The following is a 26,992-nucleotide window of genomic DNA, read 5'->3' as shown; positions in this document are numbered from 1 at the left end:
TGAGCCTTCGCTTCATAGAGGCTTCATCGTTAATCTTGTTATGCATGAACCCTCTCCTTTAATGCTGGTGGCCGCTGCTGAGGCGCATTAAACTGCCCTTGAGACTGGCTTCTGAGTCGAGAAGAAATTGACCCGAAGTCACTACGCGTTCGCCCTCTTTAAGGCCATTTTTGATCTCTGCCTTGCCTTGGCTGAGCATGCCTACGGTCACCTTGCGAGCGGTAAAGCTGTTGTTCTCCTGCTTCACTATGACTCGGTTCTCTTTGCCCGTCTGAATCAAGGCTTCCTGGGGGATGACTAAGGTATCTCTGTTGGGGCCACCAAATATGTCGATCTTAGCCAGCGTATTAGGTCTCAGTTCGACACCCTTGTTCTTCACTACGATTCTGACTCTTAAGCTACGGGTAACGGCATCGAGCTCCGGATAGATATAGTCAATTTGCCCCTCTATTCCCTTGATACCCATAGCCGGTACGGAGACTTCGGCTTTCTGGCCTATCTCAAGCCAGCTCTGCTCATTTTCAAATACATCGGCGATGACCCAAACCTTGGATAGATCGACCACAGACATGACTTCGGTCGATGGCTGGATATACATACCGTCTCTGACAGATAGAGCCTTAACTATGCCGTCACTCTTAGCGTAGAATGGGACTCGATATTGAGTCTGCTTAGATTTGGCCAGAGCCTTAATCTGACTCTTGTTAAAGCCGAGTAACTCCAACCTCAGGCCGGCTTTTCTCACTAAGTCTTTATAGTTTGCATCGTTTCCTGAGCGCTTTAAGGTATCTTGCGCGAGCAGAAAATCATCCTGGGCATTGATGAGATCGGGAGAGTAGATCTCATATAGCAGCTGCCCTTTGGTAATTTTGTCACCGACTGACTCGATGGTGAGCTTCTCTATCCAGCCATTCACACGTGCATGGATATGATTTATCCGGCTTTCGTCATAATCTATCTGGCCCACGGTTTGGACAAACTTCCAAAGTGTATCCTTCTCGACTCTGGCAACCTTAAGGGCTAATGCCTGTTGCATGCCGCCCGAAACATCAATTTGGATCTCCTTGCTGTTTCCGCCTAGCTCAACTTTTTCCAGGTTCATGCCACAGATTGGGCATGTCCCCGGCACATCGCTGATGATATGGGCATGCATAGGGCAGACATACTTGATATTTGCTTCATCATTGAGAAGGTCTGGCTTGGCGCTATTGAAGACGGTATCTGCCGGTGTCTTTGTCTCTTGAGCTTCATGTGCATGACCCGAGTGTTTGTCCCCAGTTTTGGTTCCAGTGGCACTACTCATATCATGAGATGAGTGATCGACGCTCCCTTCCTCCTCTTCCTCCTCTTCGACGAGGAACATATTACATATCGGACAGCGACTTCCCGCCTCATGACTGGTCTCGTCCGGATGCATAGGGCAGACATAGGTCTTTTGCTCGTTGGTAGTTAGGTTAGTCTTTACTCCGCCTTCTTCTTCCTCAACTCCTTCATTGACGAGGAACATGTTACATATCGGACAGCGGCTTCCCGCCTCATGACTGGTCTCGTCCGGATGCATAGGGCAGACATAGGTTTTCTGCTCGTTGGTAGCAAGGTTAGCGTGAGAACTGCTCTCCTCTTCCTCAACTTCTTCATTGACGAGGAACATATTACAGATAGAGCAGCGACTTCCCGCCTCATGACTGGTCTCATCCGGATGCATAGGGCAGACATAGGTTTTCTGCTCGTTGGTAGTTAGGTTAGTCTTTACTCCGCCTTCTCCCTCAGATTCTTCATTGAGAGTGAGGAACATGTTGCACTTAGAGCAGCGACTTCCCGCCTCATGACTCGTTTCTTCTGGGTGCATGGGGCAGACATAGGTCTTTTGCTCGCTTGCACTTAAGTTAGTCTTGGCTCCGCCTTCTTCCTCAGATTCTTCATTGAGAGTAAGGAACATGTTGCACTTAGAGCAGCGGCTTCCCTCCTCATGACTGGTCTCCTCCGGATGCATAGGGCAAGAGTAAGTTGCCGCTTTTGTATCCCTGTGACTGTGCGCCGTATGCTCGGCTGTATTCGCCTGAGCTAAAAGTTGTTGTGAATGGGCTAACTGCGGGGTGATAACCATAAACAGGCTCAGCAGATAGGCTAATTTGTTGCGCTTATTGTTCGATTCAAAATGACTCATAATGCCTTGTCTCCGCTCTTATCTGCTACTGTTTGTGGTGAGCAGCGTGTTTTCCTGCTTCCTTAGTCGCCGTCTTAATCGGCTCTAAGTTCATCCCACATTTAGGGCAGGTATCACCCTTTTTTCCTGTGATCTTTGGGTTCATAGGACAGGCATGGGTGTCTGCATGCATATCCTTATGCGATTTTGCTCCGTGATTAGGGCAAGAGTCGCATTTTTTCCCATGATGCTTAGAAGAAGCAGCTTTAGAGGCGGTTAAGTTCATACCGCAATCAGGGCAAGTATCGCCCTTTTTTCCGGTAACACTTGGGTGCATAGGACAGGCATGGGTATCTGCATGCATATCCTTATGTGCTTTTGCTTTATGGTTAGGGCAAGAGTCACACTTTTTCCCTTTATGTTTAGAGGTAGTAGCCTTATCTGTTTTTGCCTCTAAATTCATACCGCATTTAGGGCAGCTATCACCCTTTTGTCCGGTAACTTCCGGATGCATAGGGCAGCTATAATCGGCACTGACATGTTGGCCATGCTCGTGCTGATGTGCAGAAGCTGCCGGCACCACAGAAACTAAAATAAAGGCAGATAAAACTAGGCTTAACAAGGTTTTCATAAATTCACTCCATCGTATAGATGGCCGGAGTTATATCGCCTATCTGTGCAGTATTTCAGGCATTTGAAATACTTGCAGGCGAATAACAATTAACGGCTAATATATGCAATCGCAATAAATTACAGTGATCAGCTTATGCTGTGATGAAGCCTACAAAGAGATGTAGATAGCTTCGAAACAACCGTCTGAAGTCATTGATATAAATTGGACCGATAAATAATTGTTTTTAGATATAGCGTATCAATCAATAAAACTGATGATTTTCGTTGGCAAGAGCCAGTAAAATCAAGCTATAGGAGGTCTGAGATCTGTCGTTAACGAGATAGAGTGGAAATAAGGCATTTGAGTGGCCATAGCAAGCTGAGAAGGACTAAATCCAGGCCAGGATTTAGCATAAAATAGAGTACCAGTCACAGAGATAACAAGACAGTGGCTACAATTACCCTGGCAAAATCCGTCGCCGTCACAGCAGTTCTGAGCAGTGCCGGGAAGCACTTCGTTCTGCTCAGTATCACAGCAATGGGCAGTGTTACTTGTCTGTTCTGAGTGGCAGCTAGCTCCATCTCCCATGCTCATCATCATGTCTGAGTCGTGTGATTCAGACGTCATCGCTTCATGTGCCTCAGCATTTCTCACCATCGACAAGCCATTAGTCATCAAGCCCTGGCTCAACATAGCGAGCAAGGCCAAAAAGACTAAAGCATGACGGCGTACTGATTTAAACATGATGCATCCGAATAATGAGTTGTGATAAGTCTATCATGAGAAAGCAATAGCGCATTGACGTAATTCACATTTATCAGAGTTATACATGATAAATTTCTAATCAATGCACTATTGAGTTCAAGCTTAAGGCTAGTTTTTTCTCGTCAATAACACTTTGGCCATCAGCTGTTGGTGGGTGAGTAGAGCTACGCTCTTATTCATACCCTGAGCATCTTTAAGTGTGATCACCGGATTATCGATGAAGTCATAGGCTTCACCTTCACTATCTATATTTGGCGTGATTGCCTGATATTCCTGTTGTTCGTCAAAGTCAGCTAAAAGGTACAGAGGTTCAGATTTTACCCAAGCACCCGAATCATCGGCATTGACCTCAAAAATGTCATGGTATCTTAGTTCAATTAAGTTCTTCCCCTTTGAAAGCTGAGGTTGATGAGTATCAAATCTCTTCTCTCCATTTATACCGGTAACAACCAGAGAATCCGGAAAGGAGACACTTGCAGCGATAGAGGAAAAACTTGCGAGGGTAAGTGCCACAGCGGTAATTAATGTTTTCATAATAAACTCCAATTTGAGCATGTGCCCCGACAGAAATGCAGTCAAGTTACGGCTGTTCTCATCGCGATTAGATCATTGAATTATTAGGTCAATCTTTAATACGATTTTTGTCAGCGTCTTGCATCTGTCCATGTTGAGGCAGAAATATAATATTGAGTGCGCAGCGAATGCGCCAAGCTAATAACGGTAAAGGTTAAGCTTGCTCAAATTTGGGAGGGGGATTGGATGAAGACAGCTCAACAGTCTGAGTTGACCATGAGCCGGATTGTACTCTATCGCTTGATACCTGCGATATCAGGTCAATCTGAGGTTGAGTTAATATCCCTGTTGCCGAGGCGCAGTGAGAGACGCAGTCACCAGGGCCCATCATTTCACATAACGCATCACAATCGATAGTAGGCCCATCATGATTGCTCAAGCCTGACATCGCCATATCACAGTCTTTTTGGCCATGTGTCATGGTTTGTTCAGGGGCTGTATCTATGTTAGTGGAAGAGTGAAGGTTGTCATTCGGTAGCGTTTGATCTGCAACAACAGGTATGGTCTCTGCGGACATTAGCTCGGAATTAGAAAGCTCGGAGTCAGAGTGCTCGGATCCAGAAATTAGCGACATCTGAGTGTGAGAGAAAGCATGTAACAAACTCGGCATAGCCATCGCTGGTGTAAGCAAAAATTGCCCTACCAGAGAGATGATTAATACCAAATGTGCTAATTGCTTCGACATACTTATTGTTATTCGCAAATTGAATATGGGTTATGGATAAGTAGACCCAGAGGTTCTGGAAAAAGTTTCACTCATCAATAAATTTATTTCGAAATTCCTGGTAAATATTATTCATTTAAGAAGTTAATAAACATAAAAACCATGTTAACAAACATGAAAGTCACAGATAATCAAATGATTAGGTCTATTCTGTTGCTAAGGTGAGCGCTTTGAGTTAACTTTAGGAATGCCGAATATAATTTGAGCAAAGGTCAATTTTCTATATTTCGCAATATAGAGTTAGAGCTAGGTCTCATTTTGTACTATTTCAGCCAGATCAATCAGTATGATCTAGTTTATAATCCGGGCTTAAAGAGATGAAGTAACATAAGTTTCGATATAATAATCAAAAAATTTGGAGAAGAGTAATGAACTTGCGTGCACTATTTAGACCAAGCGCGAAATACTCAATATTTGCCCTACTAGTGGTTGGTATTGTAGTCGGTGTTGTTGGCTACTTTGCTACACAACAAACTTTACACGCGACAAGTACAGATGAGTTTTGTATGACTTGTCACAGTAACCATTCTCTGAAGGATGAAGTACTGGCGTCTGCACACGGTGGCGGTAAGTCAGGTATCGTTGTTGAATGTCAACAGTGTCACCTTCCGCAAGAGCCTTTCCAGTATCTTGTTAAGAAGATCATCGTATCTAAAGATATTATCGGTTTCTTAACTATCGATGGCTTCAACACTCAAGAGTGGTTAGAAGCAAACCGTAAAGAACAGGCCGATCACGCACGTGACTTCCTGCGTTCTATCGATTCTTCTACTTGTCAGAACTGTCACAAGCGCATCTACGAAGATCAGCCTGAGACTATGAAGAAGATGGCTAAGAGAATGCATAGCAATAACTTCAAGAAAGCTGAAGATAAGAGAAAGACTTGTATCGATTGTCACAAAGGCGTTGCTCACCCATACCCTAAGGGATAATGCTACTTAGCATTGAGTAACCAGCAGTATCGATTCGTCGATATTGAGTGACTAAGAAGCCTCGTTGTTATCAACGGGGCTTTTTTGTATATGGACTTATCGTTTTTAAGTACTTATCTGCGAACGGCATGGTCTTAAGCGTTCCTGACGCTTCAAAGACATTTCCCATATCCCTATGGGTCAGATGGCGGGAGTGCCAACTGGTGTCAGGAACTCTATTAGCTATATCCACACCTACACTGGTTGTTCTCTCTTCGATTTTATGGTGCTTAATTTTTCATCTTTATAATAAATAGCTAAGGTTTCCGCACTTAGGGATTGATTTAGACAACTTAAGTGAACTAGCTTGGTTTCAAGAGTTACTGGCTGAAATTAGTGGCTTACGCGAGAAGAGGGGGGGGGACTGCTTGATAACCCATAACCTGGCTGCGGCTGTAGAGTTTATTTGGAAGGTGATACTTTACGAATGAGAGAGCTTATTGCCCATCAGCTCGCTGAGAGATAAGGTCAAGCTTGCCTGATCTTATCCCTTCTCTCGAACCTAGGCACTCTTACCTTGTCTCCGCACTCCCTAAGTTCTGCATTACCGTGCTTCTATATTGCAGCAGACTAAATGCTCCGAATACGAATACGTTCAGGTAGTCACTTCTTTTCAGAGGCAGTAGTGATTTAAATATGGTGTGAAATATCACGACCTGAAAACAGTGCATAAATGCGGTGACTGCCAGCAGTATATATAGAATTATGCCGATGTTGCCTTCAAATGGCATGATCAGATTGTATGCCATTAAAAGCCAGGCAAATAGGGTGACCGCCTTACCTGTAGTAATTACAAATTTCATAATGTTCTCGAAAAATATAGTTCTCGTAAAATGTTTATAAACTCTTAAATGATGCCGCTAGTCTGCTTATCGTACCTAGTACCTAGTACCTAGTACCTAGTACCTAGTACCTAGTACCTAGTACCTTAAGCCTAAGGCTGATATTGATATAAGCGGTAGATCACTTGTCCGGCTTTTTTCTCTTTTAGCTGAACCCAATCTGCTGGCACGGCCAGATGTGCCGTTTCACTTTCGGTTTCGACATAAATCTGTGCGTTTTCATTGAGCCAACCATTATCAGCGACAAGCTCGATGGTCTTCTCTGCTAACCCTTTTCGAAATGGCGGATCGATATAGATAATATTGAAACCTTCGTCTGGCTTGACCGCCAATAATTGCAGGGTGTCACCTTTAATGACTTCGGCAGTAGATGAGTCGCACTTCAGTGTTTTCAGGTTCTCTTTTAGTTGCTGTGCAGCGCTAGCTTGTAGCTCGAATACCTTGGCGTAGCTCGCATAACGAGATAGTGACTCCAGGCATAAAGCCCCACTACCACCGAAGCAGTCGAGTATGCGAGCCCCGGTAAGATCTCCGGCCAGCCAGTTGAACAAGGTTTCTCTGACGCGATCCGTTGTAGGCCTCAAGCCTTCGAGATCCTGAATGGGTAAACGACGAGAACGCCATTGGCCGGCAATGATACGTACTTGACCACTGGAAGGTCTATTTTTAGCCATCTGAAATCCTGTTAGCCGAATTATTGGTTGTAAATAGTACGGCGATTTTGCCTGAAGTGAGAAAGTGGTAGACTGTCCCGCTTGATTGAAGGCGTTATTTTAACTCAAAGCAGAACTAAATGGTGAAAAGCTAATAGTTAATGACGGAAATGCTTTGTTTCTCTACATATTTGTTCCTATCTTCTGGTCATAAATAGCCTGCTGGTTATAATGTGCACCATAAAGTGAGTTCAGGTTATGGGAACTCTTTTCCGGGGACTATAGCGGTTGAGTTCGAGAAAAATACCACGGCAGAATTGAGCCGTCAGATAAACATCAAAAATACAAAATGCATGACAGGATGGTTTTCAACGCTTACTTAAAAGTTCGTTTAGTAAGGGGTTGTTAGCCTTCCGGTTTATAAAGTTAAGTCAGTTAGTTGAGTACTGGTATTACACATGGCAAAGAAAGGTTTTTTTTCCTGGTTTCGCAAAGATAAGTCGAAAGATGAAGTTAGTGCACCAGAAACAGAAGTTGTAACGGAATCACAAGATGCTGTAGAAGCGACGGCACTTGCCGAAGATCAGGCTAAGCAAGCCGAGCAGGTCCGCATCGAGGCTGAAGCTGCGGCACTTGCCGAAGAGCAGGCTAAACAAGCCGAGCTGGCTCATATCGAGGCTGAAGCTGCGGCCCTTGCCGAAGAGCAGGCTAAACAAGCCGAGCTGGCTCGTATCGAGGCAGAAGCTGCGGCCCTTGCCGAAGTGCAGGCTAAGCAAGCCGAGCAGGCCCGTATCGAGGCAGAAGCTGCGGCCCTTGCCGAAGCGCAGGCTAAGCAAGCCGAGCTGGCCCGTATCGAGGCAGAAGCTGCGGCCCTTGCCGAAGCGCAGGCTAAGCAAGCCGAGCTGGCCCGTATCGAGGCAGAAGCTGCGGCCCTTGCCGAAGCGCAGGCTAAACAAGCCGAGCAGGCCCGTATCGAGGCAGAAGCTGCGGCCCTTGCCGAAGCGCAGGCTAAACAAGCCGAGCAGGCCCGTATCGAGGCAGAAGCTGCGGCCCTTGCCGAAGCACAGGCTAAGCAAGCCGAGCAGGCTCGTATCGAGGCAGAAGCTTTGGCACTTGCCGAAGAGCAGGCTAAGCAAGCCGAACTGGACGCTGAACAAGCAGCGGCAGAGCAGGAGACCGAAAAACAACCTGAACCCCAGGAAAAACCGACGAAAGAGGGCTTTTTTGCCCGCCTTAAACGAGGCCTTAAGCGCACCAGTGAGAATATCGGCAGCGGGTTCGTTGGCCTGTTTAGCGGTAAGAAGATCGATGATGATCTTTTCGAGGAGCTTGAAGAGCAGCTGCTTATTGCCGATGTCGGTGTTGAAACAACAACTCGTTTAATCGATAGTCTGACCGACCAAGCTAGCCGTAAACAGCTAAAAGATGGTGAAGCCCTATATGAAATTTTGCGCGATGAGATGCAAAAGACATTAGAGCCGGTTTCTATTCCACTGGTCCCGGAAAACGCAGAGGGACCCTTTGTTATCTTGATGGTCGGCGTGAATGGAGTCGGTAAAACGACGACAATTGGTAAACTGGCTAAGCAATATCAGGCGCAAGGTAAGTCCGTGATGCTGGCTGCCGGTGATACTTTCCGTGCGGCAGCGGTTGAGCAGTTACAGGTGTGGGGACAGAGAAATGACATTCCTGTCGTGGCGCAACATACTGGGGCCGACAGTGCGTCGGTGTTGTTTGATGCACTTCAGGCAGCTCGTGCTCGCAATATTGATATTCTGATCGCCGATACAGCGGGCCGACTTCAGAATAAAGCTCATCTGATGGATGAGTTGAAGAAAGTTATCCGGGTGATGAAAAAGCAAGATGAGTCTGCACCTCATGAGGTTATGTTGACCTTAGATGCAAGTACTGGTCAAAATGCAATTAGTCAGGCAGAGTTATTTAAGCAAGCCGTCGGCGTTACCGGTATCACAATCAGTAAGCTTGATGGTACCGCTAAAGGTGGGGTGATTTTTGCGATTGCCGATAAGTTCGGTATTCCTATCCGTCATATCGGTGTCGGTGAGCAGATCGATGATCTACGTACTTTCGATGCCAAAGATTTTGTCGATGCGCTTTTTACTCAAGAGAGTGATGAGAAGAAGTAGTAGGGCTCTTTTCAAAAAAGAATGAGAAATAGATGATTCGATTTGAGCAGGTAAGTAAGGTTTATCCTGGTGGGCAGAAGGCCTTGTCAGATGTTAACTTTCACCTTAAGCGTGGAGAGATGGCCTTTTTAACGGGTCACTCAGGCGCCGGTAAGAGTACGCTGCTCAAATTAATCACAGTGATCGAACGTGCCAATGCCGGCCGGGTGTTAATAAACGGGCATGATATTGCAAATCTATCACGCTCGGATGTTCCATTTTTAAGACGTGACATTGGGATGATTTTCCAGAGTCACCATCTGTTGATGGAAAAAAGTGTTTTCGACAATGTCGCCCTGCCTTTGGTGATCGAAGGTTTTTCTCATGGTGAGATAAAAAAAAGGGTCTTAGCTGCATTGGATATGGTAGGCCTATATGGCAAAGAGCGCCATAACCCGATCATGTTGTCCGGTGGTGAACAGCAGCGCGTGGGTATTGCACGGGCTATCGTTAATAAGCCGCCATTATTGCTGGCCGATGAACCTACGGGTAACTTAGACCCTAAGTTGTCGATGGATATTCTACGGTTATTTGAAACCTTTAATGACTCTGGCACCACAGTGCTGATTGCGACCCATGATCTGGGGCTTATCGCCCGAATGAAATATCGCACACTGACGCTTAAACACGGGCATGTACTGGGTGGCGAAGAGCTGACGTCCTCGGCTGATGGGGTAAAGGGATAACGATGAGCAATAAACCTCAGTTAACCAGAAGCAAGTTGCCTATCTCGGGTCGTATTGTGATGTTCTTTATTCGCCATATCCAGCATGCCATGGGTAGCATGGGCGAGTTGTGGCGTAACCCTGTCTCCTCGCTTATGACTATGGCCGTACTAGGGGTCAGCTTGAGCTTACCTGCGGCGCTACAAGTACTGGTTAAGAATGCTGAGACCATCACCCAATCATGGAATAGCGCAGCTGAAATTTCACTGTTTATTGATGAAGGACGAAGTGAAAGAACGATTCAGAGCTTGATCACTCGCATTAAAGTGTACCCTGAAGTGAGCGACGTTAATTATATTAACCGCGATCAGGCACTCGATGAATTTCAACGCTTATCCGGGTTTGGCGAAGCGCTTTCCTATTTAGATACCAATCCGCTCCCTGCGGTCGTCACCGTGACCCCAAGCCTTAAATATTCCAGTCCGGTCGGGGCGCGTGAGTTGCTTAAGAAGTTAGAAATGGAACCGGAAGTCAGTTTTGGTCGACTCGATATTGAGTGGTTGGAGCGACTTCAGGCGGTTGTGAGGCTATTAGAGCGAACCGTTCTCGCCATTGCGGCGCTCTTAGTGTTAGCCGTGGTACTGGTGATAGGCAATACGATTCGCTTAGCTATCATGAATCGCCGCACCGAGATCGAGGTGATGAAGCTTGTCGGTGCGACCGAAGCCTTTATTCAGAGACCGTTTCTCTATACCGGGATCTGGTATGGCATTATAGGTGGCGTGCTCGCATGGATAATCATTAACCTGCTCGTCTGGTATCTCGATAGTGCACTGGCAGAATTGTTAGGCTTGTATGGGAGTCAGTTGGAGATGCAGTCTTTGACTCTGGTCGAACTTGGTCAGTTAGTTGGCTTGGCCTCATTTCTCGGTTGGCTGGGATCGTATCTCTCGGTGCGCCAGCACCTCAGGGCGATAGAGCCTTCATAACGGCCACGATGAACAGTGAGTCATCGGCGATGGAACGAAAACCCTTTTTGTCTCATCGCTCATGACATTCGAGTATTACAACCACAGTCATCTCTCAGGTTTGCTTGCCCACCTTTATTAACTAACTTTCATTTGCTTTGTTAACCATGATAGGGCAAAAATAACTCGCCGATACCGGTCCAAGGTTGACATAAGTTGTCAGATCGCCGATAGTTCATCAGCTTGACCTTAATCGATTCTGAGGCGGCAAACGAGATTATATTAATCTTGTTGTAAGTTTTTTACTATAAACAGTGTCTTGTTGTAAGACCGGGTAAAAAAACAGCTAAAGAACTTATCGTTAGCGGCTAAATTTTTAAAGTATTTGTAAGAGTAGGAGCGTGAATGACTAATCAAACGCAATCAATGGCACTGACTGTTCCCCACGGAAGCGGTAGCCTGGAGGCTTATGTTCACTCGGCCCACAACATCTCGATGTTGGAGCCAGAGCAAGAGTATGAGTTAGCCAAGCGTTTGCAAGAAACGGGAGATCTACAGGCTGCGAAACAGCTGATTATGTCTCACCTGCGTTTTGTCGTGCACGTTGCTAAAGGATATTCCGGTTACGGCTTACCACAAGCGGATCTAATCCAGGAAGGTAACATTGGTTTGATGAAGGCCGTAAAACGCTTCGATCCCAATGTCGGTGTTCGCCTTGTCTCTTTTGCTGTTCACTGGATTAAAGCAGAAATTCATGAATATGTGCTTAAAAACTGGCGCATAGTCAAAGTCGCTACCACTAAAGCGCAACGTAAACTCTTTTTTAACCTGCGTAAATCTAAAAAACGTCTGGGTTGGTTCAGCGATGAAGAGGTCGGTATGGTTGCCGATAATCTTGGGGTTTCTAAAGCCGATGTGACCGAGATGGAGTCACGCATGGCCGCTCAGGATCCCGCTTTCGATCTCGCCAGCGATAACGATGACGATCACGATTTTGCACCTATGCACTATCTGGAAGATCATTCGTCAGATCTAGCCTCTCAAGTTGAAAATGATAACTTGGAAGCGAGTAACCAGGCCCGCCTTCTGTCAGCGATCAAGACGTTGGATGAGCGTAGTCAGCATATTTTGCAGGCGCGTTGGTTAAATGAAGATAAGACGACACTGCAAGAACTTGCTGCAACTTATCAGGTATCAGCCGAGCGCATCAGGCAGCTGGAAAAGAATGCCATGAATAAGCTGAAAGGCCGAATGGAAGCCTAATTAGATTCCAGTACCGAATAACTGAAACCTGCTCCGGCAGGTTTTTTTGTGTCCGGAACATTTATGCTGATAACCCATGGATGGATAGTTATCAGCTTTGTATATGGATGTACTTATCCCCGATCGCAGGGTGCCAGATGTTCCCTTCATCTGTTGCACATTTCCACAGTCCCTTGCGGTCAGAGCGATGGAGGGGGTTTGTGCTTAAGGTTAAGATGATGCTTCGCTGGTAGGCTGGGCCAATTAGGTGAGAAGGGCTTCGGGGCTAAAGCCCCTCCTACATAGGGCGAAGCCCGTCAAATAGGCGTAGCCGTCCGCGAAGCGAAAGGCCGCAGGCCGTCATCTTAGCCGTTAGAATCATCTTAGCTTTCCTGGACCATCGTCTTCTTTAAAACTTCCTCAATAACCCGCTTTCTCGATACCTTTAAGCTGGTCGATTCAATTTCTGGCCAGGGGTAATAGATTCTGGGCCGTTTAAATCTGGCTATCTTGTCGGCGAGGAATTGAGTTAACTCATCAGACGATGACAGCGCGCTTTCGGAGTCGCTGACTTTTATTATGGCTGCCGGAAGGTTGCCAAACTCTTCATCGGGTTGGGCAAATACGATAGCATCTTCGATAGCCGGATGTTGTTTGAGTGCGGCCTCTACCTCTTCGGGTTGCAGGTTTTCTCCGCCGCAGATAAACATATTATCGATACGCCCCAGAATATGAAGCTTGCCCTCATCATCCCAATATCCTCTGTCCTTGGTAAAGAACCAACCTTCGTCATCCGTCGGGCGTACTAGTTTACAGTCCTGATTATGGCCGTTCGATTGTGAATCGAGATAGCCGAGGAAGAGAGTCTCTCCTTTCACATAGATCTTTTCATCGATGATTTTCAGCTCTCTTGCCGGCAATAGCCGACCACTGCTGCCATCGCTGTTCGCAGGCCCTGTGGTGACTTGAGAAGCCATCTCGGTCATACCATAACTGGTAAAACAGTTAATCGAGAGGTCGTGCAATTGGCTGAGAAGCGTCGATGATATAGCTCCGCCGCCGAGAAGAAGAGACTTTACCCCTTTGAGGCAGTCAATATCTTCCTTTAGTAAGCGTACCAGTTGAGTGGAGACCAGTGACAGGTGAGTGATCTTATCCTGTGATATCAGTACAGAGAGGCCTATATCCCGGTCTTGCAGCGCCACTGTGGCCCCAACGAAGGCGCAGCGATTGATGATGGCGAGTCCGCCGATATGAAAAAGCGGCAGTGACAATAGCCAGACATCACCGGGCTCGAGTGCTATCAAGCTCCTTGACCCCTCGGCGCTGACCCTATGGTTATTCAGGCTGTGAACGGCGGCCTTAGGTTGGCCACTACTTCCCGAGGTTAAAATGATATTGGCGGGAGCATAATGATCGATAGGAGTCGGGGTTTTATCTGCAATTAACGAGAAATTCAGTGTCAGAGCCCTTGGGATGACAGTATTTGCGCCGGATGTCTCGCCCGATACTGAAATCTCAGATAGTAATTGGCTGAAGCCTTTCCCCGTCCATAAAAAGTTTAGCTGGTGTAACTCAATGAGCGCCAAAACCTGATTTGCCGGAAAGCGGGGTGAGAGAGGGCAAAATAGGAGCTGATGATTGATACAGGCCCAGTAAAGCATGACTAACTCGACGGAGTTGTTATCGATACAGGCAAGGCGGTCGCCTTTTTTGAGCCCCTTTGCGATTAACTGCTCACCGAGCGCAATGACTCTCTGACTCAATGTCGAGTAGTCGATTTGTTGATTAACCCCATCCTGATAATAGGTCAGTGCTATTCGCTTGGGGTGTTGCCTGGCGCTCTGATGAAGCGGAGATAGTAACGCGTTCAAGGCCTGCTCCTAACAGCTTTTGATTAAGGTGAGATCATTCCAGGATTGACAACGAGACTTTCCGGAGCAGACGAGAAGATCGGAACTAAAGGCTGTGAGGGTATCGAGTCCCGGGATCTCATCGGGAGTCATTATCTGGCTTAAACGTGCGAGAGCCTCTATGCCCAGACTGGCTTCCAGGCTGGAGCTTAAGATAAACCTGACACCCGAATGCTCAGCTTCGGCTTGAAGTTTTTGTAACTTCTCCAGACTGCCTACTAGCATAGGCTTTACAACCAGGGCTGTGAGTCCAGGCTGCATGGTAAATTGAAATCCAGGGTCATTAAGGCTCTCATCTAACGCCCAGGGCATGCCTATAGCCTGATAGAAAGCGGCGTTGTCAGCCGGTCTTTGGCATGGCTCCTCGATGTATTCTATAGAGGCAAGGGGTAAGCAAGCTGCAAAGTCTATGGCTTGCTCCAGGGTGAAGCCTCGGTTTGCGTCTAACCTGAGTTTTAGATCTGGCCTGATAGCCAGTATCTGATGAATGAGTTGAACCTCCTCTTCCAGTGAGGTTTGAGCTACTTTGACCTTAGCGGCATGCATCTGCTCAGGTATGTCACTGACGCGTTGATGTAATACGTTTATCGACTCATCACAGTTCCGATAGAGCAGAGGGATAGTCCTCCGGTCTGAATTAAGCGATAGCGCGTGTCCGTCCAGTCGCCCCGATAGCTTGGCGTGTATAAGACTCAGACCGAAGGCCAGGGAGGGGAGGGCTTCAATGTCAGCGATATCCAATAAGCTATCTATTGGTTTTTGAACTAACTGCTCTAACAGGCTTTCAAGTTCATCGCTTACCTGAGCCAGACTCTCCTTGCTGAAACCGTGCACCGGGTAGCCATCGATATCCAGCCCGGACAGTGGTGCTATCTCAGCTTGCTCGGTGAGCGCCGCTCCTGTCTCATCTATGGCTTCAACTTTTAATACTAAGCCTCTGCGGACATCGATGCGTTGACTACCGACAGGCAGTAGCTTGTCTAAAGGGATCTGATATTGATAAAGGTGAAGCGCTGAGATGATCATTGAACATCCTCGATTAAGTGTTTAATAAGCTGCCGACAAAAGAGTGCAGGAGATGCCAGATGTGCATTATGACCTGCTCCGGCAATCGTATGGACCCGGATATTTGTCAGACTCGCCCACCGTGATGCTAATGCCGAAAATTTACTGTCATCCTTACCAACGAAATAATGGCAGGGCAGTTGCAGTTGGCTAGGTAGCAGCCATAGATCTTCCTGCTTAGAGAGCGATGTAGGCTCAAAAACAGTGAGCAGGGCTTCTGAGTTGTTGTTGCTGCGTTTTAGGATCAAGGCCTGTCGCTTAGATTCCGTCAGTTCGGCAAATACCCCCTGCAGGTACCACTGTGATAGAAAAGACTCGATAGATAAAGAGGAGAGTTTCTCACTCCAGGCGTGATCGCTGTGGGCCCTGTTCTCCCTCTCCGCTGCAGACTGCAGACCAGGGTGAGATGACTCCAGGCTAAGGCTGAGCAGATTATCAGGGTAAGCCTGTGCCAGATGAAGCGCGATACGTCCGCCTAACGAGTAGCCTAACAGGTGGTATCTCTCTATGGATAAGCTGCTGAGCGTAGTCTGAATCGCACTTGCTACCCGTTCAAATCCGGACAGCCCCGGTGCCAGTGCAGGGCTCTGCCCATGGCCGGGTAGATCGATACAGATACAGTAGAAATGCGGCAGTAGATCGGGGATAAGTGTGTCCCAATCATTCTTACTCCCAAGAAAACCGTGCAGCATCACTAAGACGGGTTTACGGCTATCTCCATGACAAGAGTGGGCTAACATCAGCCTTGTTTTACCCAGGTGGCGATGCGAGCTATCTGCTCACTCGCTTGATCTTGAGCGACCGATACTTCAATCACCGAAGGGCCCTGGTAGTCTATGGCCTCTCGGTAGGCTTCATTGAAACTCTCGAAGTCATCGACCCGATTGTAGGCCAGGCCGAACATAGCCGCGCCATAGCCAAATTCCAACCCATGGGCCAGACGGTAATAATCACTCCTGAGTTTCTCATCGGGGACTGGAAGCAAGTTAAAGATATTGCCGCCATCATTATTTAAAATGACGATGACAAAAGGGCTTTCAATCGTCCGCGCTATGGCCAGTGAATTCAGATCGTGTAACTGGGATATATCACCAATGAGTAAGGTGGTGGCTTTCCCTTTATGCTGAGCGACACCACAAGCGGTGGCGAGCAGGCCGTCGATACCCGATGCGCCGCGATTGGTATAAGTGCGGGGGGAGTCGGGGGTGATCGGAGCAAACATGTCATATAAACGTACCGGTAGGCTATTACCGATAAAGAGTTGGCTTTGGCGGTTTTGAGCCTTAGCTATTGCACGAACGACCATAGCCTCACCAAACTCGGCGTTGTCGATCTGCTGTTGAAACAGCGTTTCAAGCCCGTCATTAAACTGGACGAGTTGCAGCGCCCAGTTGGCATCCGATGAGCGAGGCCAGGCTTGTGAAGCGAAGGCCGCCACACTGGAATGCCATACCTGCTTGGCACTATGGCTTGGATCTAATCTCATCTGCTGGGGTAATACCTGCCAATAACGCTTCCATTTCTGCTCACTTAAGAAACTGATGAGGCGTTTTGAGAGCAAGCGTCCGCCAAATACCAGAACAGATTCAGCCTGTGCCAACAGGGCCCTGGCTTTGGGTTGGTGCAGGAGTTGATCCACGTTACCAATGACACCGGAATGCTGCCTGAGCTGAGACTGAGCATCGGTGAGGAGTGGCCAGCCTAATTTCTGTGACAGTTCGACAAGGGATTCCGGCGACTCTTCGGGTGAAAGCGTGCCGGCAATGATGACACCTTTTCCATGAACGAAGCGGGCCAGTGCATCTTGGGTTGGCAGGCTATGCTGTGACGTTTTACCGTATTGATTAAAAGGGTACGCCGTATGTTGCCAATTACCCAGCGTACTCAGGTACTGAGTAAAGTCGGCACTCATGGTCGATGGATATAGTGGCTCCCGATACATACAATTAATATGAACAGGTTGGCTTTGATTGCTGATTGCTTCATCTAACGTGGTAAGCAGAGCCTCTGGCCGGATAGAGATATCCGGTGTCGGCAGATTAACCTGCTTGGCATATTGGGCAAAGATAGCCGGCTGTATGATGGCTTGATTGGCACCGCAGTCGATCAATTCCGGGGGTCTGTCTCCGGATAGGACTATCAAAGGAACTTGTGTTAACCAGGCTTCGATTATTGCCGGGTAGAGGTTTGCGACTGCGGTCCCGGAGGTCGTGATAATGGCTACCGGAGCCTGGCTCGCTTTTGCCAGACCGAGTGCCATAAACCCAAGTCCGCGTTCATCGAAATGCAGATGTTGTTTAAGCTTTGATTGCTTTGCGGCGGCGAGTGTTAAGGGAGTCGAGCGCGAGCCCGGTGCCATACACACATGTTGAATCCCAAGGCGTGCGAGCTCCTCGAGTATTAGAGTGCCCCATAATAGATTTAGCTCTGCTGTCTTGTCGATTTGCATGGATAAGTACCCGTTGACTGATACAGATAGTGTACCTCGATTCACTTTAAAGGAGTATTTTTTAACGGGATAAGCTTGATAAGCGTCTACGGAGCGAAATTATATGATTCTGTTTTTATATCTAGTTATTAAAAATACGGTTTTAACCCACATTTAAAATGCGCCTTTATTTGTTCTAATGAGGGCTAAGATTGAGGTGGTTAATATAAGTGTCGTAAAGAATAAATAAGTTTTTATTACACTTCGCTCTTGCTAAATAAATTTCTTAAGTAGTTTTTTATTATGCAGCATGAGTTATAGATCACGTTGTATATATCGCTTGGAGGGGAGGGGCACATAATTAAATTTTCTACGACTCTGATTTAGGCTCCCTGCTTGATGCTATTTTTTAAGCGTTACAACAACATCTCATTATTTTGAACTCAATCATATTCGGCGTATTTCAGGCTCAAACCTACGATTAACAAGCCCCGGTGCAGGCTTTAACATACGGTAACCATTGTAACGTATTGAATTTATACATTCTGTGATTTTTCAGTGGCTTAGTCTTATTTATGTTGTCAGCGGTAATGATATTCATTATCGTTGGTGGCGGTGCTATATCACAGGTTTATTATATTTATTAATTGCATCTCAGTTTTGTTTAATTGTTTTTAACAAATGAAATTTTATATTTAATTACCTTAAAATATTTATATCTGAGCTGAATGTTATTAATTGTTCTATTCCGGTTAATAACTTGGTTTGTTATTTATGTAAGGTCGAGTTAATGATTTTTCGCGTTTTCTACAAATTATTTTGTGGGTTAGTCACAGTCTTGTGTTTATCCCTAAGTGCACATGCCACTCCCTGGCAAAATCTCACCGGTGAACAACTTGAACAAAAATTAGCTGAAAAGTTCTCGGCTGGTGAATATTCTTCGAAAGGCGCCGATTCTTGCTTGATGTGTCACCGAAAAAATGAAGCCGTAATGGCGATTTTCGATGGTACTCACGGCATGATGAACAATAAGCAGTCGCCAATGGCTGGACTACAATGTGAAGCCTGTCATGGTCCTCAAGGAAAGCATAACAGGGGCGGAAAGGAGCCGATGATCGCCTTCGGTAAAGACAGCAAACTGTCGGCCTCCGCGCAAAACAGTGTTTGTCAGGGCTGTCATAACGATGCAAAACAGATGGCGTGGCACAGCAGTACCCATAACCTTGAAGAGGTGGCCTGCTCCGACTGTCATACGCTGCACAGCGCCAAAGACCCCGCTCTGGATAAGCTCAGTGTCAATGACACCTGTAGCTCGTGTCATACCAAAGAGAAAGCCGATATGAATAAACGCTCATCTCACCCTCTGAAATGGGATCAGATGACCTGTATCGACTGCCACTCTCCTCATGGCTCTATGAGTGAAAGTGCCCTGAATAAGCCGACGATTAATGATACCTGCTATTCATGTCACAGTGAAAAACGTGGCCCGGTTTTGTGGGAACACGCACCGGTGACTGAGAACTGTGTCACCTGTCATAACCCTCACGGCAGCGTCAATGAAGGCATGTTGAAGAGCCGAGCGCCTCAACTCTGTCAGCAGTGTCATGCCCCCGATGGTCATGCCAGCCGAGTGGTGCAGGAACCGGGAATGGATGCTTTCGGCGGCGGTAAGAGTTGCTTGAACTGTCACAGCAAGATCCATGGTTCTAACCATCCGTCAGGCAGCTTGCTGCAGCGCTAATAGGGAGCAATATTATGAGATTTAAACTCAATATCATCACAGTATCGCTCCTGGCCGTCTCAGGCTCGGCGATGGCGACAAACTTCGGTGTTGGTAACGCCAATACTGATTCGATCAATATGGATAAGTACCAGTGTAAACGCTGTGTCTCAACCAATGGCTATCGCGGTGAGGTCTCGGTCTCTGCGGGTTACAACTCGGTGGATGATATCCATGCCGGTAATGCGCTGGGAACCGCTGAAGATGGTGCAATCGCTGCCGTAAGTGGTGATATCAACTATCAGAATGAGACCGGGTATCAGGCTCAAATTCAAGCTCATCAGTTAGGTATGGACAACGGCTTTGCCAATATCAAGGTAGGTAAATCTGGCTTATATGAATTGGAGTTGGATTATCAATCGCTTAAGAGTTATCAAGCGGGCGATGTGCAGAGTCAGCTTTGGCATAACGATGGGATGTTAACACCTAGCCCTTATACCAATGAGTTTGATCTGGCGCTAAAGCGAGAGAAGTCGGCGATAGGCTTCAATTATGGCGAGGGGGGTTATAACACCTTCATCCGCTATAGCCAGGAAGATAAAACGGGTCATCAATCGAGCAGTCTGGTAGCCCCGAGTCCAACTAACTTTGGCTTGCCCGTCGATGCCACCACTAAGCAGCTCGATGCCGGAGCATCTTTAGCCGGTGATAACTGGTTAACTGAGTTGAGCTATTTCGGTAGTTATTACAGCAATAACATCAAAGATTTGAGCCTGCCTCACATGAATGATGTCTATTCTGCAACGCCGGATAATGAGGCTCATCAGGTGTCACTCTCGGGTCAGTACCAACTTAATCGCACAGTGATGAGCGGGCGTTTGGTGACGGGACGAATGATTCAGGATGATGCGCTTATCCAGATGAGTGGTAATCCGCTCCAAAGCTGGGATGGGCAGATAGATACCTTAGATGGGCGTTTTGCGGTGACCTCCATGTTGAGCAATCGCCTGCGTTTAGGTGGTAGCGTCGATTACAGCAAACGCGATAACAAGAGCTCTGTGTGGGAGTTTACCCAGTACAGTTACAACGGCTTAAGCGGCTTATTCAAGCAAAATGTGCCTCAGGATATCGAGCGTAACACCTATAAGGTCAATGCCAGCTATCGCATTGCCAGTGGTTACCGTCTGCAAGCCGGGTATGACAGAAAAGAGGTTGAACGCAGCTATAGCGAGCGCGAGCAGACCAATGAAGATAGCCTGTGGGCCAAGCTTAATGTGAGCGCCTTCGATAAGTTCAATGTCAACCTGAAAGCCAGCCATGGCAATCGCGGTGGCTCAGATTATGAAGTTAACGAGCTCACCTCTTCACAAGAGAATGCCTTGATGCGCAAGTACTATCTTGCGGATCGTAAACGTAATGCCGTTGAGCTTAAGGTGAATCACACGCCCCTGTCCTGGATGAGCATCGATGTTACCGGACGTTATGCCAAAGATGATTATGATGCCACCGAGATAGGTCTGACTGAATCGGAAGACTTTGGCTATGACGTCAATCTGAGTCTGCAGCTGAGTAAGCACTTGTCGGCTTACGGCTTTGCCGGTCAGCAGTGGATCAACTCGGCACAAGCTGGTAGCCAGAGTTTTTCGAGCCCGGACTGGAATGCGGATATTGAAGATGAGTTTATCAATATCGGTGCCGGTTTTAGCTACGGCGGCTTGATGCAGGACAAACTCACCTTAGGTGGTGATTACCTGTTCAGTAATTCAATCAGTGACACCTCGGTCGGGGGCACACTGATCACGGCCGATTCCAGCCAGCCATACGGTGATTACTTCTCCTATAACCACAGCGTGCGTATGTATGCCGATTATGCCTTGAGCAAACAGATGGCATTGAAGCTGAGTTATCAATATGAACGATATTACGACACAGATGCGGCTCAAGTCGCGACGAATGCTGTGCCGGGGCTAACCACGTTAGGTGAGCTTAACCATGACTATAACGCGCACCAAGTGATGCTGTCGTTTAGCTATTTGTTGCGCTAAGGCGCAGTGCGGAAAATCGCAAGAGGAAATATTAATGGAACGTAGAAGTTTCTTAAAAATGAGTGCAGCCATGGGTTGTGCAGCAAGCGTAACAGGTTGTAAAACCAGTTCAGATGATGCCAATGTTGTGCCGCCAAAGCCGCCTGTAGGTGAAGAGCAGATCACCTGGTCATCCTGCCTGGTTAACTGTGGCTCTAACTGCCCGGTCAAAGTATTTAGCCGTGATGGTGTCATTACTCGCGTTGAAACCGATCATGACGTTGCCGATGGTGATGATGTTTATCAGGTGCGAGCCTGTGCCCGTGGCCGCTCACTGCGTCAACGAACCTATGCCGTTGACCGTTTAAAAACACCGATGAAACGTGTTGGTAAGCGTGGTGAAGGTAAGTTTGTCCCTATCAGCTGGGACGAAGCAGCAAAAACTATCGGTACTAAGTTAACGTCAGTGATTGCCGAGCACGGCAACAAAGCGATCTTCCGTAGCTATGGCTCGGGGGCTTACTATGGCTTCGCTTCTAATGCCTGTTTTAACCGTCTGTTTAACTTGAACGGTGGCTGCCTGAATGCCTATGGTAACTACTCCTGGGCGCAGCAGATGGAGGCGGCTAAGCATACCTTCGGTACCGGAAGTACTTCAGGTTCATCGACGGTGACTCTGGCAAACAGCGACTTCCTGTTAGGTGTGGCTTATAACCCAAGCGAGATCCGCCAAAGCGGCAGTGGTGAAGGTTATGACTACCTCAAAGCACTGCAAAAAAGTAACGGCCTGAAAGTTGTCATGATTGACCCTCGTTACACTGACTCTATGTTAGGTAAAGAGTCGAAGTGGTTACCTATCCGTCCGGGTACCGACGCGGCATTTGCTGAAGCGATTGCTTATCAAATGATTAGTTCAGGTTGGGTCGACCAGAACTCACTCAGCTTTATCAACAAGTATGCAGTGGGCTTCGACGCTGCGTCTATCACTGCGCAAAAAGAGCTTTTTGCTACTAGCGGCGATGCCACCAAGCAAGAATACGCTAAGGTGATGAAGCCGGAAGAAAACTACCGCGATTACATCTTAAGTCAGGGCATCTACGCCGATCAGCCGCTGAAGACACCGGAATGGGCCGAAAAAATTACCGGTATTCCGGCTGCGCAGCTTGAGCAGATTGCCACCGACCTACAAAACGCTAAAGCCCCTTACATAGTTGTTGGCGCTGGAGTGAACCGTCAGGCCAATGGCGAGCAAAGCATGCGCGCGCTATACATGCTGTCTGTATTAACGGGCAAGTTGGGCACCTTAGGTTCATCGAATGGTGAATTGCCATACATGAGCGGCATGTACCGCGCAGGTATTCCAACGGGTAGCAATCCGGTTAAAGAGAGCATCTCATTCTTTACCTGGTCTGAAGCGATCCATAACGGCGAAACCATGACTGCACGCAGCCACGGCGTTCGCGGTACAGACGGTTTAGACACGCCACTGGGCACCAATATTAAGGTTATTATCTCTGCGTCAGACAGCTCGCTGTTGAACCAACACGCCGAGATCAACAACACGGCTAAAATCTTAGAAGATGAAACCGGTGTTGAGCTGATTGTCAGCTGTGATTGCTGGATGACGCCAGGTGCTAAATTTGCCGACATCATCTTGCCTGATACCAGCTGGTTAGAATCAAACGACCTGGTTAACGACAGCTATGCCTCTGGTGCACTGGGTTACATCACCGCGATGAAGTCGGCGATCGAGCCTATGTGGGACTGTAAGTCAATGTATGAAGCGGCAGCACTGATTGCTAAGTACATGGGTTGTGAAGCCGAATTTACCGAAGGTAAAACTGAAGAGCAGTGGCTAGAAGAGTTATACCAGAAGACGAAAGACAGCAGCACTAACCTGGGCGTCGTACCTGCCTTCCCGGCGACTTACAAAGACGCTCAGAAGGTCGGTTTCTTCCGTAAAAACATGAACGACAAGCATGTTGCCCTTGAAAGCTACATCAATGGTGGTAAAGCACTGTCGACCCCAAGTGGCAAGATTGAGATCTACTCTGCCGAGCTTGCATGGCGCGCCGCGAACTGGGATCAAGAAAACAGTGACGCAAACCCAACCAAGGTTAAGGGTGACACCATCACAGCTATTCCTCAGTACACAGTGACCTGGGATGGCTATGAAGATGAAGATACCAGCACCGATTACCCGATTCAGTTAGCGGGTTACCACACTAAGGGCCGTACTCACTCAAGCTACCACAACGTGCCTTGGTTACGTGAAGCGGTAGAAGATGCCGTTTGGGTGAACCCAATGGATGCTGCAGAGAACGGTCTGAGCTCTGGCGATAAGATTGAGATGTATAACGAGCGTGGTTCTATTGCTGTTAAGGTGCGCATCACTCCGCGTGTTGCGCCAGGTGTGTTTGCGTTAGGTCAGGGAGCATGGTTTAAGCCAGGTAACACTGTTGGCAGCACGGGTCACATCATAGATGAAGGTGGCGCGATCAACACGCTAACCCGCTATCAGCCAAGCCCTGTCGCTAAAGGCAACCCACAGCACACTAACCGTGTTGCAATTAAAAAGATTTAAGAGACTAGTTAATTATGACTCAACCAACTCAATATGGTTTTTATGTAGACAGCACTAAGTGTAGTGGCTGTAAAGCATGTCACGTGTCTTGCAAGGACCGTCAAAGCAACGAAATTCGTAATAACAGCAATCCGGAAGGCAATGCCTTACCTGCACTCGAGGGCGTAACCTGGCGTCGTGTGTATGAGTACGGTGGCGGAGAGTGGACCAAAGGTAACAATGGCTGTTTTGAGCAAAATGTATTTGCTTATTACATGTCTATCGGTTGTAACCACTGCTCTGAACCGGTATGTGTGAAAGCTTGCCCTACCGGCGCGATGCATAAACGTCGTGAAGATGGTCTGGTTCACGTGGCTCAAGAGCTGTGTATCGGTTGTGAGAGCTGTGCTCGAGCATGTCCATATGATGCGCCGCAAATTGATCGCGAACGTAAAGTGATGACTAAGTGTGATGGCTGCTTCGAGCGAATCGCCGAAGGTCGTAAGCCTGTATGTGTCGAGTCTTGCCCGCTACGTGCACTAGACTTCGATACTATGGATAACCTACGCGCCAAATATGGCGATGGAGACGGTCATATTGCTCCGCTGCCATCACCTTCAATTACCTCTCCTAACCTGATCATCAAGGCTAACGTCAACGGTAGCCCGGCAGGTAGTAGTGAAGGACAGATCTTAAACTTATCGGAAGTTTAATTTCATAGCGGTTCTAATATAATTGAACCGTTTCAGGCGCCTGTAAGGGCGCCTTTAATTTTTATATTGAGTCTATTATGCCATCAATCAACACATTCGATTTTCAAGCTGGTCAAGGAATCGCACGTATTCTGCATAACGTTTTACTCAGTTATCCGACAGATGAACTTTTGAGTAACTTTAAGCAATATGACGTCGTAGAGACCTGGCCAGAGTTCGGTCAATCACAAGAGAATCAAACGGGAAAAGTTGCACTGAGTCGATATCTGTCTCAGTACTCGGGTGAGCAGCTCGATGAGTTGAAACTCGATTACGGTCAGCTTTTTTTCGGACCCGAAGAGCCCAACGCCATGCCTTGGGGCTCGGTATACCTGGGAGAGGCGCAATTACTCAACGACAGATCGACACTTGAATTGATAGCCTTCTATAAGCAGCAAGGGATCGAATTTGAGCTGGAGTACAATCAACCACAGGACCATATCGCCCTGTTTTTTTCCGTGATAGATAGGCTTCTGGGCCTGTTAGTCGATAATCCCGATGATGAGTCCGTACGACGAACCTTGAGTGTGCTACTGCAGCATCATATGTTGCCATGGTCACATCGCTGCCTCGAGTTGGCCATTGAACATTCACAAACCGATTTCTATTCAGGCATTGCCCATCTGGCGCTGGATTTTCAAAAGGTATTAGCTGAAGTGTTTCAGGTGATCCCCATGCCGGTTCGTTTGTATCGATAGTTATTGATATAGAAATTTATAGAAGCTAATGAGGTTGAGATGAGTGTGATTAAAGCTGTAGGCCAGCAGCATACAAAATCTGAGTTTGCTTACTTGCTGCAGGGCTATTTAAGTCAGAGTGCCGAAGTGTGCGAGCTGTTCACCGGTGCCACTAACATGACTACCGTGGTTAATCTTATTGCCGCATTGAGCTATCGGGAAAATGACGAGCGTTTTTTTGTGACGTCTCTCGACACCGAATTGGTGTTTTCCGTGTTATTCGATGGCTTTCACCTGTTGTTTATCAAAGAGGTTCAGCATGGCTCTTTAAATCAGGCCGAGCATCTTATTCTGCGGTTAACGCAATATTATGCGGTGAAACTCGAAGCTGAATTTGTATCTGAACAAGCCGACGGCTCTCAATCAGAGCAGCATCTTGAGCTTAGAAATAAACTAAAGCAGGTGCTTATGGCATCGTCACAACTGGACGGTTTATATCTGCAAAGGCGGGGGCAACAGAATAATATGGGACGTTGAATTATCTGTTCAAATAGAAGGCATATTCTTGCTTCATATTATTTATCTTCGATATCATATATAAGGTTGTCAATATGGTGATCGGAGAGTTGCTCATTTACACATGTTACTAATTCTAATACACGATTAAAGCTTTCATCGCTAACAGTTGTTTTCCACTCTAACTGATTTAACTCTTCATTCATCGAGTCAAATATTTTTCTAAGTGACATGTTAATTATATTTTCACGAAATAGATAATTATTAGCTAATAAAGAAAACCCTCTTTCCGTGATTGATACCATAAGTAAGCACTCATCAATCTGAGCATCTGATGCCGTTAACTCTCCCTGTTCCCTTGCCATCATTAAAAATTCTCTGTTCAGAGTAAACCAGGTATCCAACAGCTGTCTGGTTGTCGAGATCCTCTGGTGGGATGCATGCTTCCATACGCAGGGAATTGCGGCCAGGAACTGTACCCCACCTTCATCGATATCCCTGTGTTGACGGTATACCCAGATCATCTGCATCGCGATAAAGCGTTCGGCGAAGCTGTATCTATGTTGACTTATCTCCCGGCTGGCCTGAACTCCCCACTTTCCAATGTAGCGGTTAAATAGACTCACGGCAATATCTTCCCTATTGGAAAAATAGTTATAGAGAGTGTTTACCGAGCAACCTGACTGCCTGGCGAGTTCCAGTAAACTCAGAGAGAAAAGTCCATTTTCAATAATGGCTTTTTCCGCAGAATCTAATATTGCCGAAATTCGTTGTCTTTTTAAACTTGTTCTGTTGGCCATTGATTTGGTCAGCAAATGTCATTGTATTTTCACTATAGGTTATATGGACATCTTATTTCGTGAACTGTTACTCATACTCGTAATGGTTCGGTGTAAATTGTAGTTCAAATGGATCCAAGTCACATTTAATTTAACATTGGTGAAAAGATTCCCCATATTTTAACTTCGAATAATCACATTAATAAA

The 26,992-nt window shown here is 47.0% G+C and carries 23 protein-coding genes; 11 read left to right on the top strand and 12 right to left on the bottom strand.

Going from position 1 to position 26,992, the window contains the following annotated elements:
• Window positions 1-58: 58 nt before the first annotated feature.
• From EKG39_RS18160 to EKG39_RS18140, 5 genes are all read right to left on the bottom strand, one after another.
• Complete coding sequence (locus EKG39_RS18160) at window positions 59-2,167, bottom strand: efflux RND transporter periplasmic adaptor subunit (RefSeq protein ID WP_425470190.1); 2,109 nt, start codon at window positions 2,165-2,167, stop codon at window positions 59-61.
• Window positions 2,168-2,192: 25 nt separating this feature from the next.
• Window positions 2,193-2,777, bottom strand: coding sequence for a heavy metal-binding domain-containing protein (locus EKG39_RS18155; protein ID WP_126507395.1), 585 nt, complete (start codon window positions 2,775-2,777; stop codon window positions 2,193-2,195).
• Window positions 2,778-3,062: 285 nt separating this feature from the next.
• Window positions 3,063-3,503, bottom strand: a complete 441-nt coding sequence (locus EKG39_RS18150; protein WP_185817650.1) for a hypothetical protein — start codon at window positions 3,501-3,503, stop codon at window positions 3,063-3,065.
• 129 nt (window positions 3,504-3,632) lie between these two features.
• Window positions 3,633-4,058 carry a DUF2057 family protein gene (locus EKG39_RS18145; protein ID WP_126507394.1) on the bottom strand — a complete coding sequence of 142 codons (426 nt, stop codon included), beginning with the start codon at window positions 4,056-4,058 and terminating at the stop codon, window positions 3,633-3,635.
• A 193-nt stretch (window positions 4,059-4,251) separates the two neighbouring features.
• The gene (locus tag EKG39_RS18140; protein WP_126507393.1) at window positions 4,252-4,782 is read right to left on the bottom strand and encodes a hypothetical protein; all 531 of its coding nucleotides are present in this window, start codon (window positions 4,780-4,782) and stop codon (window positions 4,252-4,254) included.
• 407 nt (window positions 4,783-5,189) lie between these two features.
• Between EKG39_RS18140 and EKG39_RS18135 the strand changes: the two genes are divergently transcribed.
• Complete coding sequence (locus EKG39_RS18135; protein WP_126507392.1) at window positions 5,190-5,753, top strand: NapC/NirT family cytochrome c; 564 nt, start codon at window positions 5,190-5,192, stop codon at window positions 5,751-5,753.
• A gap of 551 nt (window positions 5,754-6,304) precedes the next feature.
• On the opposite strand, the gene EKG39_RS18130 is transcribed toward EKG39_RS18135, so the two are convergent.
• Together EKG39_RS18130 and rsmD are read right to left on the bottom strand one after the other, a co-directional pair.
• Window positions 6,305-6,595 carry a DUF1145 domain-containing protein gene (locus EKG39_RS18130; protein ID WP_126507391.1) on the bottom strand — a complete coding sequence of 97 codons (291 nt, stop codon included), beginning with the start codon at window positions 6,593-6,595 and terminating at the stop codon, window positions 6,305-6,307.
• Window positions 6,596-6,726: 131 nt separating this feature from the next.
• On the bottom strand, window positions 6,727-7,308 hold the full coding sequence (gene rsmD / locus EKG39_RS18125) for a 16S rRNA (guanine(966)-N(2))-methyltransferase RsmD (RefSeq protein WP_126507390.1): 582 nt from the start codon (window positions 7,306-7,308) through the stop codon (window positions 6,727-6,729).
• A gap of 437 nt (window positions 7,309-7,745) precedes the next feature.
• Between rsmD and ftsY the strand changes: the two genes are divergently transcribed.
• From ftsY to rpoH, 4 genes are all read left to right on the top strand, one after another.
• On the top strand, window positions 7,746-9,434 hold the full coding sequence (gene ftsY, locus EKG39_RS18120) for a signal recognition particle-docking protein FtsY (protein WP_126507389.1): 1,689 nt from the start codon (window positions 7,746-7,748) through the stop codon (window positions 9,432-9,434).
• A 32-nt stretch (window positions 9,435-9,466) separates the two neighbouring features.
• Window positions 9,467-10,159, top strand: a complete 693-nt coding sequence (ftsE, locus tag EKG39_RS18115) for a cell division ATP-binding protein FtsE (RefSeq protein ID WP_126507388.1) — start codon at window positions 9,467-9,469, stop codon at window positions 10,157-10,159.
• A gap of 2 nt (window positions 10,160-10,161) precedes the next feature.
• A complete protein-coding gene (ftsX, locus tag EKG39_RS18110) occupies window positions 10,162-11,127 on the top strand; it encodes a permease-like cell division protein FtsX (RefSeq protein ID WP_126507387.1) in 966 nt (321 codons plus the stop codon).
• A 384-nt stretch (window positions 11,128-11,511) separates the two neighbouring features.
• Window positions 11,512-12,369, top strand: coding sequence for an RNA polymerase sigma factor RpoH (gene rpoH, locus EKG39_RS18105; protein WP_126507386.1), 858 nt, complete (start codon window positions 11,512-11,514; stop codon window positions 12,367-12,369).
• Window positions 12,370-12,731: 362 nt separating this feature from the next.
• On the opposite strand, the gene menE is transcribed toward rpoH, so the two are convergent.
• Genes menE through menD form a run of 4 tightly spaced genes read right to left on the bottom strand, consistent with a single transcriptional unit; the run spans window position 12,732 to window position 17,775 of the window.
• On the bottom strand, window positions 12,732-14,222 hold the full coding sequence (gene menE, locus EKG39_RS18100) for an o-succinylbenzoate--CoA ligase (RefSeq protein ID WP_126507385.1): 1,491 nt from the start codon (window positions 14,220-14,222) through the stop codon (window positions 12,732-12,734).
• Window positions 14,223-14,231: 9 nt separating this feature from the next.
• Entirely contained in the window at window positions 14,232-15,287 is a 1,056-nt protein-coding gene (gene menC, locus EKG39_RS18095; RefSeq protein WP_126507384.1) for an o-succinylbenzoate synthase, read from the bottom strand.
• On the bottom strand, window positions 15,284-16,066 hold the full coding sequence (gene menH, locus EKG39_RS18090; RefSeq protein WP_126507383.1) for a 2-succinyl-6-hydroxy-2,4-cyclohexadiene-1-carboxylate synthase: 783 nt from the start codon (window positions 16,064-16,066) through the stop codon (window positions 15,284-15,286). The genes menC and menH overlap by 4 nt, the downstream gene beginning before the upstream one ends.
• A complete protein-coding gene (gene menD / locus EKG39_RS18085; protein WP_126507382.1) occupies window positions 16,066-17,775 on the bottom strand; it encodes a 2-succinyl-5-enolpyruvyl-6-hydroxy-3-cyclohexene-1-carboxylic-acid synthase in 1,710 nt (569 codons plus the stop codon). Before menD ends, menH begins: the two co-directional genes overlap by 1 nt.
• Window positions 17,776-18,544: 769 nt before the next feature.
• Between menD and EKG39_RS18080 the strand changes: the two genes are divergently transcribed.
• The 6 genes from EKG39_RS18080 (at window position 18,545) to EKG39_RS18055 (ending at window position 26,027) form a co-directional block, all read left to right on the top strand.
• Complete coding sequence (locus EKG39_RS18080) at window positions 18,545-19,495, top strand: DmsE family decaheme c-type cytochrome (protein WP_126507381.1); 951 nt, start codon at window positions 18,545-18,547, stop codon at window positions 19,493-19,495.
• A 14-nt stretch (window positions 19,496-19,509) separates the two neighbouring features.
• Window positions 19,510-21,519, top strand: a complete 2,010-nt coding sequence (locus EKG39_RS18075) for an MtrB/PioB family decaheme-associated outer membrane protein (RefSeq protein WP_126507380.1) — start codon at window positions 19,510-19,512, stop codon at window positions 21,517-21,519.
• Window positions 21,520-21,553: 34 nt separating this feature from the next.
• Complete coding sequence (locus EKG39_RS18070; RefSeq protein WP_126507379.1) at window positions 21,554-24,082, top strand: DMSO/selenate family reductase complex A subunit; 2,529 nt, start codon at window positions 21,554-21,556, stop codon at window positions 24,080-24,082.
• A 14-nt stretch (window positions 24,083-24,096) separates the two neighbouring features.
• Window positions 24,097-24,774: a DMSO/selenate family reductase complex B subunit gene (locus EKG39_RS18065; RefSeq protein ID WP_126507378.1), complete on the top strand. Its 678-nt coding sequence runs from the start codon at window positions 24,097-24,099 to the stop codon at window positions 24,772-24,774.
• Between the two features lie 77 nt (window positions 24,775-24,851).
• Entirely contained in the window at window positions 24,852-25,511 is a 660-nt protein-coding gene (locus EKG39_RS18060; protein ID WP_126507377.1) for a TorD/DmsD family molecular chaperone, read from the top strand.
• Between the two features lie 39 nt (window positions 25,512-25,550).
• Window positions 25,551-26,027 (top strand): hypothetical protein, encoded by a 477-nt coding sequence (locus tag EKG39_RS18055; RefSeq protein WP_126507376.1) that lies wholly within the window; start codon window positions 25,551-25,553, stop codon window positions 26,025-26,027.
• Between the two features lie 38 nt (window positions 26,028-26,065).
• On the opposite strand, the gene EKG39_RS18050 is transcribed toward EKG39_RS18055, so the two are convergent.
• The gene (locus tag EKG39_RS18050; RefSeq protein ID WP_126507375.1) at window positions 26,066-26,806 is read right to left on the bottom strand and encodes a TetR/AcrR family transcriptional regulator; all 741 of its coding nucleotides are present in this window, start codon (window positions 26,804-26,806) and stop codon (window positions 26,066-26,068) included.
• Between the last annotated feature and the right edge of the window lie 186 nt (window positions 26,807-26,992).

The organism is Shewanella atlantica, assembly GCF_003966265.1.
GTDB lineage: Bacteria > Pseudomonadota > Gammaproteobacteria > Enterobacterales > Shewanellaceae > Shewanella > Shewanella atlantica.
Note: the sequence above shows the minus strand (reverse complement) of the source record. Positions and strands in the feature narration are given on the sequence as shown.